The sequence below is a fragment of the Verrucosispora sioxanthis genome (genome assembly GCF_010560025.1).
Classification (GTDB): Bacteria; Actinomycetota; Actinomycetes; order Mycobacteriales; family Micromonosporaceae; genus Micromonospora; species Micromonospora palythoicola.
This window is the reverse complement of record NZ_SAIY01000004.1, coordinates 246,479-262,305: the sequence shown is the minus strand read 5'-3', so window position 1 is coordinate 262,305 and position 15,827 is coordinate 246,479. Positions and strand designations below refer to the sequence as shown.

Below are 15,827 nucleotides of genomic sequence, written 5' to 3'. Positions count from 1 at the left end.
GGGCCTCTGCCGGTCCGCCCTGGCCCGGCAGGTCAGCGGGCGTCCTGGCGGGGGAGGACCACCTCACGGAGGATGAGCTGGATGGCGGCGACCGTCGGGATGGCGATCAGTGCGCCGATCACCCCCACCAGCGAAACCCCGAGCAGCGCGGCCACCAGCGCGGCGACCTCGTTCACCTGCACCGACCGCCGCATGATCTTGGGGTAGATGAGGTAGTTCTCGACCTGCTGGTAGACCACGAAGAAGATCACGCAGGCGATGCCGACCGAGGGATCGGTGGCGAAGCCGACCAGGCTGACGATCACTGCGCCGAGGGTGGCGCCGATCTGCGGGATGAGGTCGGTCACCGCGACGACCACGGCCAGGGCGAACGGGTACGGCAGGCCGACGATCAGCGCGAACACGAAGGTGCTCGCTCCGGCCAGCACGGCGATGGCGAGCGCGCCGACCATGTACGCCCCGACCTTGGTCAGGACCTCGTCACCGATCAGCTGCACCCGCTGCCGACGGGAACGCGGCACCAACGCGTACGCCAGGTTGCGGAGCCGGTCGAAGTAGACCAGGAAGTAGATGGTCAGCACCAGCACGGTGAGCACCCGGAAGACGGTGCCGAACACCAGTTGGGCACCGCCGAGCACCCCGCCCAACGCCCGGCCGACCATGTCCGCGCTGGTCGCCTCCTGGGCGCGGCGCATCAGGTCGAACTGCTCGACCAGGTCGTTGACCGTCTCGTTGCGGCGCAGCGACTCCAGGTAGCTCGGCAACTGCTCGACGAACTGCCCGGACTGGGTCACGATCGGTGGCACCAGCGCCAGCACCCCGGCCGCCAGCAGCGCCAGCACGATCAGCACGACCGTCGCCACGGCCAGCCCGCGCGGAAACCCCCAGGACCGTAACCGGACCACCGCCGGGTGCAGGCCCACCGCGAGGAAGAGCGCGATCACCACCAGGACCAGGATCCCCGCGGCGTTGCGCACCCCCAGGTAGACCGCGTACGCGAGCAGTACGCCGAGCGCACCGGTGAAGCCGACCAGGAAGCTGTTGCGCCGCAGCGGTCGCCCGGGGATGCCGAAGCGGCCGACGTCGGCACCTGCCGGACGCTGCTGCGTCGCGTCGGTCGCGTCGTCGGCTCCCGGCGCTGCCCCTGGCGGCTTCGAGTCGTGCTGTTCCCGCTCGGCAGGTCTCGGCGCGGCCTCATCGGGTTCGTGTTGCGCCATCCGGTCTCCCCGTCGGCTGTTCCGGCGGTGCCGCCGGGTCGAAATGAGCCCGCCGGGCCGGCGAGCCGGCGGCCCTGTTCGGCAGGGTAGTGCCGTTGCCTCGTGGTGATGATGCGGGCACGCTGTCGAGCTGAGGGCGTGGGTGGTTCAGCGCGAGCCGCCGCGGCGAGTCAGGTCCGCTTGAGCGTTGCGACGAAGGACCGCCAGGTCGACGGGGTGAACGCCAGCACCGGGCCCCGCCGGTCCTTGCTGTCCCGGACGGCCACCAGGCCGGGCAGGTTGTCGGCCACCTCCACGCAGTCGGTGTTGCCGCTGCGGGTGGAGGTGCGCCAGGTCGCGCCGTTCAGGGCCATGACTTCACCATCTCGTTGAGGAGTGCGATCGACTGCTGGCGGGACAGTGCCTCGTTGCGCACCGTCTCCCAGCGCGCCAACAGGGTAGCCAGATTCGCCTCGTTGTCGGTCGGCGCAGCGGTCAGTTGGGTCTCCTGGCTCGCCACCCAGCCGCCGTCCGCGCCCCTGGCCAGCGAGAACGGCCCGGACAGGCCGATATGCAGCCCGACGCTGAGCGGTACGACGTGGACGCTCACGCTGGGGCGCTCGGCGCAGGCGATCAGGTGCTCGATCTGGTGCCCCATGAGCGTCCGGAAGCGCTCGTCCCGCCGGTGCAGGATCGCCTCGTCGACGACCGCGATGAGCTGCGGCGGGTCGGGCTGGTCGAGGATGGCCTGCCGGTCCAGCCGGGCGGCCACCCGCTGCTCCACCTCGTCGTCGCTGAGCAGGTCGTCGCAGCGGATCACCGCGCGGGCGTAGCCCTCGGTCTGGAGCAGCGCGGGGACCAGCGTCGGCTGGAAGACCCGTAGCTGCCGGGCCTGGCGTTCGGCGTCCAGCCAGGGCAGAAACCAGGACGGCTGCCCCTCCCGCTCGGCGATCCGCAGCAGCGACCCCAGCAGCCCGTCCGAGGTCAGCACCTCGTCGGCCCGGGCCAGGAGCTGGCGATCGTACGGCCGGGCGCCGGTCTCCACGGCGGAGACCATCGACGCCGAGTAGTGCACCAGTTTCCCGAACTCCTCCTGGCTCAACCCGGCGGTGACGCGTAGCCGGCGTAGCTGGGACCGGATCAGGTCCGCCGTGGTCTGCTCCACACTGCCTCCACAATCGCCGGCCGAGAACCACTCGGCATTCCTCGGCGGCCTCCGCATCCCGCACCAGGGCCACCACCAGCCTCGATGCCTTCCGACAGTAGTGGTCCCGTCACCAAACTGTCAGCCATGCCGGATTCGTTCGTTGCCCGGAGGGCGCGGACGGGTTCAGGCGGGGGCCGCCCGCAATCCCCCTGCGGGCGGCCCTACCGAACCCGCTCCGGGTGCGTCTGTCGTCGCCAGGGCAGCGACAGACGCACCCGGGAGCCGTCCTTGCGGAGCTTGCTGTGTCACCTGAGCGCGCGGTCCGACCAGGTCGACCGCCACACACGCCGTTGCGGCCGACCTGGTGCTGCCGTACCGACGGGCAGCCCTGGCCCTGCGGGGAGGCGCGACTGGTGCTGCGGGCGGAGTACGAACACAACCCGACCGGTCTGTCCGTCTACCTCGCCGGCCTGATGTACGAGGCCATGCGCGACCTCTATCACCTCAACCCGTACGACGCCCCCGCGCCGCAGGCCCTCTTCGCCCGCTTCCTCGCCTGGACCAGACCCCGCCACCACCCCACACCCACACGCCGATCATGCAGTCATAGCAGTTGATTTGTCCGCTGTGGACCGCTTTGTAGCGGCCACAACTGCCTGATCGCCGCTGGGGTCGGCTGGGCGGCGTCAGTCGGAGGTGACTTTGCTGGGCTTGGCGGTCCGCTCGTCGGTGGTCGGCTTGGTGGGGCGCTTACCGTTCTCGCCGGTGCTGGTGATCTTCGTCGGGGTGGCACCTCGGCCGCCCTCGCCGGGAACCGCAGCCACCGTCGGCTCGCCGTCCAACCCTTCGCTCGCCGTGCCGCCGTCGGCGCTCGTCGGCTCGGCCGCCGGGCGGGTCGGGGCGGGATCCTCCACAGTGGTGACCGGCTCCGCCACCGGCTTCGTCGCCGGCCGGGCATCGTCCTCGCCCGGACGGTCACCGGTCCGGCCGCCCGCCGCCGGGGCATCGTCGCCGGAGGGTCGAGCACCGTTCGCTGAGACGCCGACGGGGCGTGCCCCGTTCGTGGCCGAAGCTGCCACCGCAGGCGCGGCCGACGCGGCGGGAGCCGAGGTGGCCTGGAGCCGCAGGCCGAGCAGCTTGCGCTCCAGCTCGTCGGACTCCTGCCGGGACTTCCACGTCTCCTGGCGCAGGTCGGCGAGCTGCTGCTGGGCCTTGGCGATCTCCAACATCACCTGGGCGAGCTGCTGCCGGCTGGCCGCCGCCTCCTGCTGGGTGGCAGCGAGGTGCTGCTGGGTGGTGGCCAGGTGCTGCTGCGTGGTGGCCGCGTACTCCTCGAACTGGCGGCGGGACGCCGCGACGTGCTCGTCCGCCTCGCGCCGCACGGCGGTGACGTGCTCGTCGGCCTCCCGCCGGGTGGTGTCGGCGTACTCGTCGGCGTCGCGTCGGACGGTGGCGACGTACTCGTCGGCCTCGCGTCGCTTCGCGGACGTCTCGGTCTCCGCCTGGCGCAGCAGCTCGCCGGCCTGCTCCTCGGCCTGCCCTCGGACCGTGGCGGCCTCCTGCTCGGCGGCCTGGCGGATCTGGTCGGCGCCCTGCTCGATCTCGTTCTTCCGCGCGGTGTACTCGGACTCCAGCTGGGATCGCCGGGCCTCGAAGCCGGACTCCAGCTCGGCGGTACGGGTGCGGATCCGCTCGTCCAGCTCGGCGTTGCGGGTCTTGTACTGCTTCTCGAGCTGATCGCGGCGGGCGGTGAACTCGCGTTCGACGGTGGCCTTGCGCTCGGTCAGCTCCCTGTCGGCCGCCTCGCGGCGGCTGTTCACCTCCTGCTCCACCCCGGCCCGCCAGGCGCCCAGCTCCTGCTGCGCCTGCGCCCGGGCGTGCTGCACGTACGCCTCGGTCTCGCCGCGCATCCGCTGGGCGTACGCCTCGGTCTCGGCGCGGGTGCGCTTCGCCGCCTCGGTCGCCTGGGTGCTCAGCCGCTCGGCCTCCTGGCGGGCCTTGTTGCGGGCGGCCCGGCCGGCCTCGGCGGCGTCGTCGATGATCTGCTTGGCCTCCTGCTGGGCCTTGGCATGGGTGGCCCGGCCGGCCTCGGTGGCCTGGTCGACCAGCCGTCGCGCCTCCTGCTGGGCCTTCGCGTGCACCTCTTTGGCGGCGTCGCGCAGCTGGGTCGCCTCCTGCTGGGCGGTGGCGAGCGCCTCGCGGGCCGCGTCGCGCAGCTTGGTCGCCTCCTGCTGGGCCCGACTGTGGATCTCCTTGGCCGCGTCCCGGAGCTGGGTGGCCTCCTGCTGGGCCCGGTCCAGGGATTCCTGGGCGGCCTTGCGCAGCCGGGCGGCCTCCTCCTTCGCCGACTTCGCGGCGGCTTCCGACTCGGCCCGGCGAGCGGTGGCCTGCCGCTCCTCCTCGGCCCGGCGGGCGGCCAGGGCGATCTCGAAGTCCTTGAGCGCGGTGGCCGCCGAGACGCGGGCCTCCTCGATGATGTGCTCGGCGGCGGCGCGGCGGGCCTCGATCTCCTCGTTGGCGGCGGAGAGGATGTCCTCGGCCTGCTCCTCGGCCAGCGTGAGGATCTGCTCCACCCGGGGGCCGAGATGCCGGAAGGCCGCCCGGTCGACGACCGGCGCATGCTTGCGCAGCTGGGCCAGGTCGCGTTGCAGCACCTCGACCTGACCGGCCAGCTTGTGGATCTGGGTGTACGCCTGTTCCCGTTCGGCCGCGAGCGCGGCGATCTCGTGCTCCGCACGAGCGACGTATCGGTCGACCTGTCGTTTCTCGTACCCCCGCAGGGCGGACTCGAAGCTGGGCTCCGTGGTCACGTCCCCGCCGAGCGCGAACAGTTCCTCGCCGTGCGACATGCTCCCATCCTCACACGCATCGGGCCCTCCTGGGGCGATACGGACGCCGTGGATTGGAGGTACTTCACACGGATCGCAGCGGGTGTGGGACGCATGACGGCGTGAGGTGCCACCGGTGTCCCGGTGTCACCTCACGCCGTAAATCATGCCCCGGTACGGGAGGCGGCTCAGCTGGCCGACTCGGCGGCGACGGGCTTCTCGGAGCCCTCCGCCTTGGTGTCCTCCGCCTTCGTGGCCTCGACCTTGGCGACCACCGCGTCGGCCACACCCGGCACCAGACCGGCGAGGCCGGCGAGGCTGGAGCGGATCTGGACGAGCTGGGCGGTGACGGCGTCCTTCTGCCGGGTCAGGTCCTCGACCTCGCGGCTGGCCGCCTGGGTGGTCAGCTCGGCCTCGGTGCGGGCCTCGCTGAGCAACCGCTGCGACTCGGCGCGCGCCTCGTTGAGCGTCCGCTCGGCCAGGGCCTTGGCCTTCTCCACCGTCTCGGTGGCGTTGCGCTCCGACTCGACCCGGCGGGCCTCGGCGCGCTGCTCGATCTCCTTGGCCCGGTCCTGCGCGGCGCGGGCCCGCTGCTCGGCCTCGTTGACCAGCTTCTGGGTTTGCGCGACCTGGGCGGCATGCCGCTCCGACTCCTCGCGCTCGGCCTTCTCCCGGCGCTCCGCGAGCTGCAGCTCCAGGGCCTGGAGATCCTTGTCGCGCTTGTCGCGGGCGTCGGTGAGCAGCTTGGTCGCCTCGGCGCGCTTCTCCTCGGCCTCGCGGGCGGCCTTGGCCCGCTGCTGGGTGATCTCGCGCTCGGCGGTGGCCCGCAGGGTGGCGACCTCGCGCTCCACGGTGGACTTCAGCTCGGCGACCTCGTGGGCGGTCACCGTACGCAGCTGCTTGGTCTCCCGATCCGCGTCGGCGCGCAGCGTGTCGGCCTCGCGTCGGGCCTGGACGCGCACCTCGGCGGCCTCGCGCTCGGCGGCGGTCCGGACGTTGCCCGCCTCCCGCTCGGCGGTCGCCTTCATGGCCGCGGCCTCGGCACGCGCCTTGTCGGTGATCTCCCGCGCCTCGAGGCGGGCGGCGGAGAGGATGCCCTCCGACTCGCGCTTGGCCTCGTTGCGGTGGTCGTTGGCCTGCTCCTCGGCGAGCCGGAGGATCTGCTCGACACGGGTGCCGAGGCCGGACAGCGTGGGCCGGCTGTTCTCCTCCAGCTGCTTGCTGGTGTCGGTGAGCTTCTGCTCAAGGGCGGTGAGCCGCTGCTCGGACTGCCGGAGCCGGCGCTGCGCGTCGTTGAGCGCCTGCTCGGCGTCGGCGCGGTCCTTGTTGGCCTGGCTCAGCGCGGCGTTGAGCCGGCCGATGAAGTCGTCGACCTGACCGGTGTTGTATCCGCGCAGGCCAACCGTGAAATCTGGCTGCGAGTTCGCGTTATCGAAGAACGCGAGAGGGGAGGACTGCTGCTGGGGCATTGGGACATACTGGCAGACCCCCTGGGGTGCTTCGCAAGAGCGTGCCGCCCTTTGCCGTCCGCATTACATGGTCAACTCCGGGCGGTGATCGACCACCCGGGCGACAGGCGATCTTGCCAGCTCCGGGGCGAGCCGGATGGTACGGAGCGTGACGTGGAAAAGGACCGTGGCGGGATCGCGCACGGCCCCTTTGTTTCCGCGTCGCTCTCTCACACGAATGGGCCTCAGGCCGCCCGTGTGTAAAGCCAATCGGCGATCACCGAATGGCCACCGGCGCCTCGGCCGTCAGGTCAGCGCCCACGGAACCGGTTGATGGCCTCGACGTGGCGGGCGCGTAGCTCGGGGTCGCGGACACCGAGTCCGTCCGCAGGGGCCAGACAGCGCACACCGACCTTGCCCTGGTGGGCGTTGCGGTGCACCTCGTACGCGGCCTGGCCGGTCCGCTCCAGCGGGTACGTCCTGGACACGGTGGGGTGGATCCTCCCCAGCGCCACCAGCCGGTTGGCCTCCCACGCCTCGCGGTAGTTGGCGAAGTGACTGCCCACGATCCGCTTCAGGTGCATCCACAGGTAGCGGTTGTCGTACTGGTGCAGGAAGCCACTGGTGGAGGCGCAGGTGGCGACGGTGCCACCGCGCTTGGCGACGTAGACGCTGGCACCGAAGGTCTCCCGGCCCGGGTGCTCGAAGACGATGTCCGGGTCCTCGCCGCCGGTGAGTTCCCGGATCCGCTCGCCGAAGCGGCGCCACTCGTCCGGGTTCTGGGTCTCCTCGTCCGACCAGAACCGGAAGCCCTCGGCGGAGCGGTCGATGACCAGCTCGGCGCCCATCCGTCGACACAGCTCCGCCTTCTCCGGAGAGGAGACGACACAGACCGGGATGGCGCCGCCGTTGAGCGCCAGCTGGGTGGCGTAGCCGCCCAGGCCGCCCGAGGCGCCCCAGATCAGCACCACGTCGCCCTGCTTCATGTTCGCGCCGTGGTGTGACACCAACTGCCGGTACGCGGTCGAGTTGACCAGCCCGGGGCTGGCCGCCTCCTCCCAGCTCAGGTGCGCCGGCTTGGGCATCAGCTGGTTGGCCTTGACCACGGCCAGCTCGGCCAGGCCACCGAAGTTGGTCTCGAACCCCCAGATCCGCTGCTGCGGGTCGAGCATCGTGTCGTCGTGGCCGGCCGCGTCCTCCAGCTCGACCGACAGGCAGTGGGCCACCACCTCGTCGCCCGGACGCCAGCGGCTCACCCCGGCACCGACCCGGAGCACCACCCCCGCCGCGTCGGAACCGACCACGTGGTACGGCAGGTCGTGCCGACGGGCCAGCTCCGAGGTGCGGCCGTAGCGGGTGAGAAACCTGAAGGTGGACAGCGGCTCGAAGATGCTGGTCCAGACGGTGTTGTAGTTGATGGCGCTGGCCATCACCGCGACAAGTGCCTCCCCCGGGCCGAGTTCCGGCGTCGGCACCTCCTGTAGGTGCAGAGCCTTGCGGGGGTCCTTGTCCCGGGTGGCCATGCCGTCGAACATCCCGGTCTCCTCGGCCCGGACGACCACGCCCCGGTAGCTCTCCGGTACCGGCAGCCCGGCGACGCCGGCCAACTCGCGCGCCGGGTCGGCCGACCCGTCCGCGGCCATGATGGCTTCGAGAATCTCCTGCACGGTGACCTCCGGTTCTCGCCGCGCCAGCGGCGGGCCTGGGCTGCCATCGTCGACGCCGTTCGGCGGCCGTCACCATGTCGGCCGCCGCCACATACCGCGCCATCGGGCTACCTGTGAGGCCGGAGGTTACTGAACGGTAGCTAAGGCTGGAAAGCCTCCTGTGAGAAAGTGCATCGGCCACTGCGCGGAGGTGCATGCCTGCCCGGGCAAGCGCACACCTCCGGGCTCGCGGCTCGTCAGGTCGGGTGGGCGGGGGTCGGGTCAGTGGGACGCGGCCGGTTGCACCAGTTCGATCAGCACGCCGCCGGCGTCCTTCGGGTGCACGAAGTTGATCCGGGAGTCGGCGGTGCCGCGCTTCGGGGTCTCGTAGAGCAGCCGTACGCCACGCTCGCGCAGCGCCGCGCAGGCCGCGTCGATGTCGGCCACGGTGTACGCCACCTGCTGAACGCCCGGGCCGTTGCGGTCCAGGAACTTCGCGATCGTCGACTGCGGGGTCAGCGGTGCGAGCAGTTGCACGCAACCGCCCTCGGCACTCGGCCCGACCGTCAACATCGCCTCCCGGACACCCTGCTCGGTGTTGGTCTCGGTGTGCACGCAGCGCATTCCGAAGGTGCGCTGGTAGAAGTCGATGGCGACGTCGAGGTCGGGCACCGCGATCCCGACATGGTCGATGCGGCGCAGCCCGATGTCTGTGACATAGTCGGCAGCGGGCTCGGCGGGGGAGTTCTCAGGCATGACGTTAGTCTGGCCGAACATTCGTTAAGGCGTACAGTGCGGCATCCCCTCGGAGGCAGGTATGGCTTCGGTGATCGTCAGCGGCGCGCGGACCCCGATGGGGCGCCTGCTGGGCAACCTCAAGGACCTACCGGCGACCAAACTCGGCGGCATCGCCATCTCCGCCGCGCTCGAACGGGCGGGAGTCGCACCCGACCAGGTGCAGTACGTGATCATGGGTCAGGTGCTCCAGGCCGGCACCGGGCAGATCCCCGCCCGGCAGGCGGCCGTCGAGGCCGGCATCCCGATGTCCGTACCGGCCCTGACGATCAACAAGGTCTGCCTCTCCGGCCTCGACGCGATCGCCCTTGCCGACCAGCTGATCCGGGCCGGCGAGTTCGACATCGTGGTGGCCGGCGGCATGGAGTCGATGACCAACGCCCCGCACCTGCTGCTCGGTCAGCGTGCCGGCTACAAGTACGGCGACGTGGTGATCAAGGACCACATGGCGCTCGACGGGCTGACCGACGCCTGGGACTGCTGCTCGATGGGTGCGTCCACCGAGCGGCACGGCGGCGCCCGCGGCATCACCCGCCAGGAGCAGGACGAGTTCGCGGCCGGCAGCCACCAGCGTGCCGCCGCCGCCCAGAAGAACGGCCACTTCGCCGAGGAGATCACCCCGGTGGTCATCCCGCAGCGCAAGGGTGACCCGCTGGTGATCAGCGAGGACGAGGGCATCCGGCCGGACACCACCGCGGAGTCCCTGGCCAAGCTCCGTCCGGCGTTCGCCTCCGACGGCACCATCACCGCCGGCAGTTCCTCGCCGATCTCCGACGGCGCCGCCGCCGTGGTGGTGATGAGCAAGGCGAAGGCCAAGGAGCTGGGCCTGCCCTGGCTGGCCGAGGTGGGCGCGCACGGCAACGTGGCGGGTCCGGACAACTCCCTGCACTCGCAGCCGTCCAACGCCATCCAGCACGCCCTGCGCAAGGGTGGCCTGGCCGTCTCCGACCTCGACCTGATCGAGATCAACGAGGCGTTCGCCCAGGTCGGCATCCAGTCGATCCGCGACCTCGGCGTCAGCCCGGACAAGGTCAACGTCAACGGCGGCGCGATCGCGCTCGGCCACCCGATCGGCATGTCCGGCGCCCGGCTCGTGCTGACCCTCGCGCTGGAACTCAAGCGGCGTGGCGGCGGCACCGGCGCGGCCGCGCTGTGCGGCGGCGGGGGCCAGGGCGACGCGCTCATCATCCACGTTCCCGACCCCAGCGAAACCGATCTGTGAGCGAGTCGAACACCCGCGTCCCGACGGCGGCCACCGGCTCGGTGCGCCGCAGCCGGGACGTACCGATGCTCGTCGAACGGGCCCGCGACGGTGACCCCCGCGCGGTCGCCCGGCTGATCACCCTGGTCGAGTCGGGCGACGACACGGTGCCGGCCATCGCCGCGGCGCTCGCCCCGTACACCGGACGGGCCCAGGTGGTCGGCCTGACCGGCTCGCCAGGGGTGGGCAAGTCCACCACCACGAACGAGTTGGTCCGGGCCCTGCGGGCCCACGGTCACCGGGTGGGGGTGCTGGCCATCGACCCGTCCAGCCCGTTCACCGGCGGTGCGATCCTCGGTGACCGGGTGCGGATGCAGGACCATGCCACCGACCCGGGCGTCTACATCCGCTCGATGTCCAGCCGGGGGCATCTCGGTGGGCTCTCGGCGGCCACCCCGCAGGCGGTGCGGGTGCTGGAGGGCGCCGGTTGCGACGTGGTGCTCGTGGAGACCGTCGGCGTCGGGCAGGCGGAGGTCGAGGTGGCCTCCCTGGCCGACACCACGCTGGTGCTGCTCGCGCCCGGGATGGGCGACGCGATCCAGGCGGTGAAGGCCGGCATCCTGGAGATCGCCGACGTCTTCGTGGTCAACAAGGCCGACCGGGACGGTGCCGACGCCACGGTCCGCGACATCCAGGGCATGATCGCCCTCGGCGAGCGCGGGCCGGGTCAGTGGCGTCCGCAGGTGGTGCGGACGATCGCCGCGCGTGGTGAGGGCATCGACGACGTCGCCGCCGCGATCGACAAGCACCGCGCCTGGCTGGTCGAGCACGACGAGCTGCGGCGGCGGCGCGAGGCGCGGGCCGCCGCCGAGGTCGAGGCGATCGCGCTGGGCGTGCTCCGCGCCCGGATCGGTTCGCTGCGCGACGGTACGCAGCTGCCCGCGCTCGCCGCCGAGGTGGCGTCCGGTGCCACCGATCCGTACGCGGCGGCCGAGGCGTTGCTCGCTCAGCTCTCCGGATGACCGAGTCCACTGCGGACCGCCGGAGACGGTTAGGCTCGCACCGCCGCGCGGTTGCGCGGATGCCGCGACGGCCGCTGGGGGACTTATGGATCACGAGATGACGCAGGAGTTGGCGATGACGCCGGACGCGGTCGCGGGCGGGCGTACCCACATCTCGGACGAGGTGGTGGAGAAGATCGCGGTGGCCGCGGCCAAGGCGGTGCCGGGCGTGGTCGAGCTGGGTGGCGACATCGCCCGGTTCTTCAACGCGGTGCTGGACCGGGTCGGGCTCGACCAGGTCGGTGACGCGCGGCGGGGGTGCTCGGCGCACGTGACGAACGGCGGTGCCGTGATCAACCTGGTGATCGTGACCGACGCCGGGCATCCGGTGCCCGAGGTGACCACGGCGGTGCGGGTCGAGGTGACCAGGGCGGTCGAGGCGTACGGACTGCGGGTCGACGAGATCAACATCCGGGTCGACGACGTGGCCATCGACAATCCCGCCGGTTGAGTTCGGGCAGCTCGGTTACCGGCCGGTACGAACTACCTTATCGATCGTTCAGGTGAGGGCTCTACACTCGATCGCAGTCGAGGACTCGAGGAGGAGCCCGGAGATGAACGCCGACGACATCGCGGCCGGGCGGGCCCGCTGGCAGGCCCGCTACGACTCCGCGCGCAAGCGGGACGCCGACTTCACCACGCTCTCCGGAATGCCTGTCGAGCCGGTCTACGGCCCGCCCGAGGGCGTCGCGTACCCGGGCTTCGAGCGGATCGGCTGGCCCGGGGAGTTCCCCTACACCCGGGGCCTGCACCCGACCGGCTACCGGGGGCGGACCTGGACCATCCGCCAGTTCGCCGGGTTCGGCAACGCCCGGCAGACCAACGAGCGCTACAAGATGATCCTGGGCGCCGGCGGCGGCGGGCTCTCGGTCGCCTTCGACATGCCCACCCTGATGGGGCGCGACTCCGACGACCCGCAGTCGCTCGGCGAGGTGGGCCACTGCGGGGTGGCGGTGGACAGCGCCGCCGACATGGAGGTGCTCTTCGACGGCATCGACCTGGCCGGGGTCACCACGAGCATGACCATCTCCGGCCCGGCGGTGCCGGTGTTCTGCATGTACCTGGTCGCCGCCGAGCGGCAGGGCGCCGACCTGTCGAGCCTCGACGGGACGTTGCAGACCGACATCTTCAAGGAGTACATCGCGCAGAAGGAGTGGCTGTTCGACCCGGAGCCGCACCTGCGCCTGATCGGCGACCTGATGGAGTACTGCGCGGCCGAGATCCCGCGCTACAAGCCGCTGTCGGTCTCCGGGTACCACATCCGCGAGGCCGGCTCGACGGCCGCGCAGGAGCTGGCGTACACGTTGGCCGACGGCTTCGGCTACGTCGAGCTGGGGCTGTCGCGCGGGCTCGACGTCAACGTCTTCGCCCCCGGCCTGAGCTTCTTCTTCGACTCGCACGTCGACTTCTTCGAGGAGATCGCCAAGTTCCGGGCCGCCCGCCGGATCTGGGCCCGCTGGCTGCGTGACGTCTACGGCGCCACCAGCGAGAAGGCGCTCTGGCTGCGTTTCCACACCCAGACCGCCGGCGTGTCGCTGACCGCGCAGCAGCCGGTCAACAACGTGGTACGCACCGCCGTCGAGGCGCTCGCCGCGGTGCTCGGTGGCACCAACTCGCTGCACACCAACGCCCTGGACGAGACCCTCGCCCTGCCCACCGACTCCTCCGCCGAGATCGCCCTGCGTACCCAGCAGGTGCTGATGGAGGAGATCGGGGTGACCAACGTGGCCGACCCGCTGGGCGGCTCCTGGTACGTCGAGGCGCTCACCGACCGGATCGAGGCCGAGGCGGAGGAGATCTTCGCCCGGATCCGCGCGCTCGGTGGCGACGGACCGCACCAGATCGGGCCGATGACCTCCGGGATCCTGCGGGGCATCGAGGACGGCTGGTTCACCGGACAGATCGCCGAGGCCGCGTTCGCGTACCAGCAGGCGCTGGAGAAGGGTGACAAGAAGATCGTCGGCGTCAACTGCCACACCGGGACGGTCGCCAAGGAGCTGGAGATCCTGCGCATCTCGCACGAGGTGGAGTTGGAACAGCGCCGGACGCTGGCCGAACGCAAGCGCGGTCGGGACGATTCCCGGGTACGTGCCGCGGTCGAGGCGATGGTGGCGGTGAGCCGTACCGGGGGGAACATGATCCCGGCGATGCTCGACGCCGTCCGGGCGGAGGCGACTCTCGGCGAGATCTGCGACGCGCTGCGGGCCGAATGGGGCGTTTACCGCGAGCCCGCACGGTTCTGACCTTCGGCCCACCAGGGCGGCTGGGCAGGGGTGACAGTGGCAACTGCGCGGGCCGAGGTTGATCCGAGTTCGGCGGACTGCGTGCGAGACTAGATAACCATGAGCGACCCACGGATCACCTCGTCGATCTTCACCCGCGGCGCGGTCGACCTCAGCGCGCTGCGCACCCCTGCCCCCAGTTCCACACCGGCTCCGGTCCAGGCCGGCCCGCCCGCCGGGGCACCCGGCGGCGCCGTCGGCGGGGTCACCGTCATCGACGTGACCGAGGCGACCTTCCAGTCCGAGGTCCTGGAGCGCTCGCTGACCACACCCGTCGTGATCGACTTCTGGGCCGAGTGGTGTCAGCCCTGCAAGCAGCTCTCCCCGGTGCTGGAGCGGCTGGCGGTGGAGGGTGGCGGCGCCTGGGTGCTCGCCAAGGTCGACGTGGATGCCAACCCGAGGCTCGCGCAGATGTTCCGGGTCCAGGGCATTCCGATGGTGTACGCGGTGGTCGGCGGGCAGCCCGTCGACGCCTTCTCCGGCGTGGTGCCCGAGGCACAGCTGCGCCAGTGGCTCCAGGCCGTACTCAAGGCCGGCGGGGTGAGCGTGGCCGAGCCGGAGGATCCACGGCTCGACGAGGCGGACGACGCGCTGATGAGTGGCGACCTGGACGCCGCCGAGCAGGCGTACCGGAAGATCCTCGCGGAAACCCCGGCGGACGCCGCCGCCGAGGCCGGGCTGGCCCAGGTGGGACTCGCCCGCCGGGTGGCCGGCGCCGATCCGCAGGCCGCGCTCACCGCCGCGGCGGCCAAACCCGACGATGTCGACGCCCAACTGCTCGCCGCCGACATCGAGGTGCTCAGCGGTCAGGCCGACCAGGCGTACCAGCGCCTGGTCGGGTTGGTCCGCCGCACCGGTGGTGACGACCGGGAGAAGGTACGCCAGCACCTGGTCGGCCTGTTCGCCATCGCCGGGCCGGACGACCCGGCCGTCGCCTCGGCCCGCCGGGCGCTGGCCAGCGCCCTGTTCTGAGTACCTGCCACGCCAGCGCGGGCCGGCGTGTCGCCGGCCCGCCTCCACACCGAGAGGACGGGAGCCCATATTGCGCCGGATCGCCGTCCTCGACGCGCCGAGCAACCTCGGCCTGCGCCCGCCGACGCCCACCTCCGTGCCAGGCTGCGGAAAGGCACCCGGTGCGCTCCGGGACCAGGGGCTGCTGCCCCGGTTGCGTGCCCGTGACGCTGGTTGCCTGACCCCGCCCCGCTACGACGCCGGTGACTGGCGACCCGGCGACGGCGTCTGCCACGCGCGGGAGATCGCCGACTACTCGGCGGCACTGGCCGACCGGATCGGCGCGATCATCGACCGGGGCGAGTTTCCGGTGGTCCTCGGCGGTGACTGCTCGATCCTGCTCGGCTCGGCGCTGGCCATGCACCGCCTCGGCGAGGCGGTGGGTGGCCGGATCGGGCTGGTCTTCGTCGACGGCCACTCCGACTTCCGGCACCCCGGCAACGCCTCGTACGTGGGTGCGGCGGCCGGTGAGGATCTAGCTCTGGTCACCGGTCGGGGCCAGGCCGACCTGGCGGGCATCGAGGGACGGCGACCCTACTTCCGGGACGTCGACGTGGTGGTGCTCGGCATCCGTGCCCAGGACGAGTACCGGCTCGACCTGCAGGCCGCCGGGATCATCACCCGACCGGTGCCGGCGCTGCGCGCCGAGGGCGCGGCGCGTACCGCCCAGTGGGCGCACGAGCAACTGGCCGACTGCGCCGGCTACTGGGTGCACGTCGACGTGGACGTGCTCGACCCCGCCGTGATGCCGGCGGTCGACGCGCCCGACCCGGGTGGCATCGCCTTCGCCGAGCTGGAGATCCTGCTCGCCGGTCTGGTCGACACCCCGCACTGCCTCGGCGTCGAGCTGACCGTCTTCGACCCCGACTACGACCCGGACGGCGCGTACGCCGCGGAGATCGTCAACACCGTGGTGTCCGGCCTGCGCCCGGTGACCGCCCCCGGCTCGGCGCCCTCCCGGCTGCGTGCCGAGCGGACGCCTGCTTCCACTCCCACTCCCGGCCCGCGCCGGAGCACCGATCAGTTCGGACCACCGGACTCACCGGCACCGGTCGACCACGGTCAGGTCCACGACGGGGCCGCGAGCGGCGCAGACGTGGCCGACGGTGGCCCGGCTGACTATGACCTCGCCGATGACGACCTGGGCGGCTCAGGTGTCTCGACGGAGACCACTCGTCCGGCGACCGCCACTGGCGGGCCGGCCGCCTGACC

14 protein-coding genes are annotated in these 15,827 nt (G+C 71.7%); 7 read left to right on the top strand and 7 right to left on the bottom strand.

Going from position 1 to position 15,827, the window contains the following annotated elements; translation table 11 throughout:
* Nucleotides 1–32: 32 nt before the first annotated feature.
* From ENC19_RS13955 to ENC19_RS13945, 3 genes are all read right to left on the bottom strand, one after another.
* The gene (locus ENC19_RS13955; RefSeq protein ID WP_164447622.1) at nucleotides 33–1,217 is read right to left on the bottom strand and encodes an AI-2E family transporter; all 1,185 of its coding nucleotides are present in this window, start codon (nucleotides 1,215–1,217) and stop codon (nucleotides 33–35) included.
* 170 nt (nucleotides 1,218–1,387) lie between these two features.
* Nucleotides 1,388–1,570: a DUF397 domain-containing protein gene (locus tag ENC19_RS13950; protein ID WP_164447621.1), complete on the bottom strand. Its 183-nt coding sequence runs from the start codon at nucleotides 1,568–1,570 to the stop codon at nucleotides 1,388–1,390.
* Complete coding sequence (locus tag ENC19_RS13945; RefSeq protein ID WP_281603148.1) at nucleotides 1,561–2,361, bottom strand: helix-turn-helix domain-containing protein; 801 nt, start codon at nucleotides 2,359–2,361, stop codon at nucleotides 1,561–1,563. The genes ENC19_RS13950 and ENC19_RS13945 overlap by 10 nt, the downstream gene beginning before the upstream one ends.
* Before the next feature lie 284 nt (nucleotides 2,362–2,645).
* Between ENC19_RS13945 and ENC19_RS13940 the strand changes: the two genes are divergently transcribed.
* Nucleotides 2,646–2,960: a hypothetical protein gene (locus ENC19_RS13940; protein ID WP_164447619.1), complete on the top strand. Its 315-nt coding sequence runs from the start codon at nucleotides 2,646–2,648 to the stop codon at nucleotides 2,958–2,960.
* 69 nt (nucleotides 2,961–3,029) lie between these two features.
* On the opposite strand, the gene ENC19_RS13935 is transcribed toward ENC19_RS13940, so the two are convergent.
* The 4 genes from ENC19_RS13935 to mce all read right to left on the bottom strand — a co-directional run bounded on the left by ENC19_RS13935 (nucleotide 3,030) and on the right by mce (nucleotide 9,021).
* Nucleotides 3,030–5,192, bottom strand: a complete 2,163-nt coding sequence (locus tag ENC19_RS13935) for a coiled-coil domain-containing protein (RefSeq protein ID WP_164447618.1) — start codon at nucleotides 5,190–5,192, stop codon at nucleotides 3,030–3,032.
* Nucleotides 5,193–5,359: 167 nt separating this feature from the next.
* Nucleotides 5,360–6,640 (bottom strand): DivIVA domain-containing protein, encoded by a 1,281-nt coding sequence (locus ENC19_RS13930; protein WP_164447617.1) that lies wholly within the window; start codon nucleotides 6,638–6,640, stop codon nucleotides 5,360–5,362.
* A 290-nt stretch (nucleotides 6,641–6,930) separates the two neighbouring features.
* The gene (ccrA, locus tag ENC19_RS13925; protein WP_164447616.1) at nucleotides 6,931–8,286 is read right to left on the bottom strand and encodes a crotonyl-CoA carboxylase/reductase; all 1,356 of its coding nucleotides are present in this window, start codon (nucleotides 8,284–8,286) and stop codon (nucleotides 6,931–6,933) included.
* 261 nt (nucleotides 8,287–8,547) lie between these two features.
* On the bottom strand, nucleotides 8,548–9,021 hold the full coding sequence (gene mce, locus ENC19_RS13920; RefSeq protein ID WP_164447615.1) for a methylmalonyl-CoA epimerase: 474 nt from the start codon (nucleotides 9,019–9,021) through the stop codon (nucleotides 8,548–8,550).
* Between the two features lie 61 nt (nucleotides 9,022–9,082).
* On the opposite strand from mce, the gene ENC19_RS13915 reads away from it, so the two are divergent.
* The 6 genes from ENC19_RS13915 (at nucleotide 9,083) to ENC19_RS13890 (ending at nucleotide 15,825) form a co-directional block, all read left to right on the top strand.
* Nucleotides 9,083–10,282 (top strand): acetyl-CoA C-acetyltransferase, encoded by a 1,200-nt coding sequence (locus tag ENC19_RS13915; protein ID WP_164447614.1) that lies wholly within the window; start codon nucleotides 9,083–9,085, stop codon nucleotides 10,280–10,282.
* Between the two features lie 65 nt (nucleotides 10,283–10,347).
* Nucleotides 10,348–11,283, top strand: a complete 936-nt coding sequence (meaB, locus tag ENC19_RS13910; protein ID WP_166458620.1) for a methylmalonyl Co-A mutase-associated GTPase MeaB — start codon at nucleotides 10,348–10,350, stop codon at nucleotides 11,281–11,283.
* A 97-nt stretch (nucleotides 11,284–11,380) separates the two neighbouring features.
* Entirely contained in the window at nucleotides 11,381–11,773 is a 393-nt protein-coding gene (locus ENC19_RS13905) for an Asp23/Gls24 family envelope stress response protein (protein WP_235944784.1), read from the top strand.
* Nucleotides 11,774–11,876: 103 nt separating this feature from the next.
* Nucleotides 11,877–13,565, top strand: a complete 1,689-nt coding sequence (locus ENC19_RS13900) for an acyl-CoA mutase large subunit family protein (RefSeq protein WP_164447611.1) — start codon at nucleotides 11,877–11,879, stop codon at nucleotides 13,563–13,565.
* 99 nt (nucleotides 13,566–13,664) lie between these two features.
* The gene (locus tag ENC19_RS13895) at nucleotides 13,665–14,576 is read left to right on the top strand and encodes a tetratricopeptide repeat protein (protein WP_164447610.1); all 912 of its coding nucleotides are present in this window, start codon (nucleotides 13,665–13,667) and stop codon (nucleotides 14,574–14,576) included.
* A 67-nt stretch (nucleotides 14,577–14,643) separates the two neighbouring features.
* Nucleotides 14,644–15,825, top strand: coding sequence for an arginase family protein (locus ENC19_RS13890; protein ID WP_164447917.1), 1,182 nt, complete (start codon nucleotides 14,644–14,646; stop codon nucleotides 15,823–15,825).
* Nucleotides 15,826–15,827 lie beyond the last annotated feature (2 nt).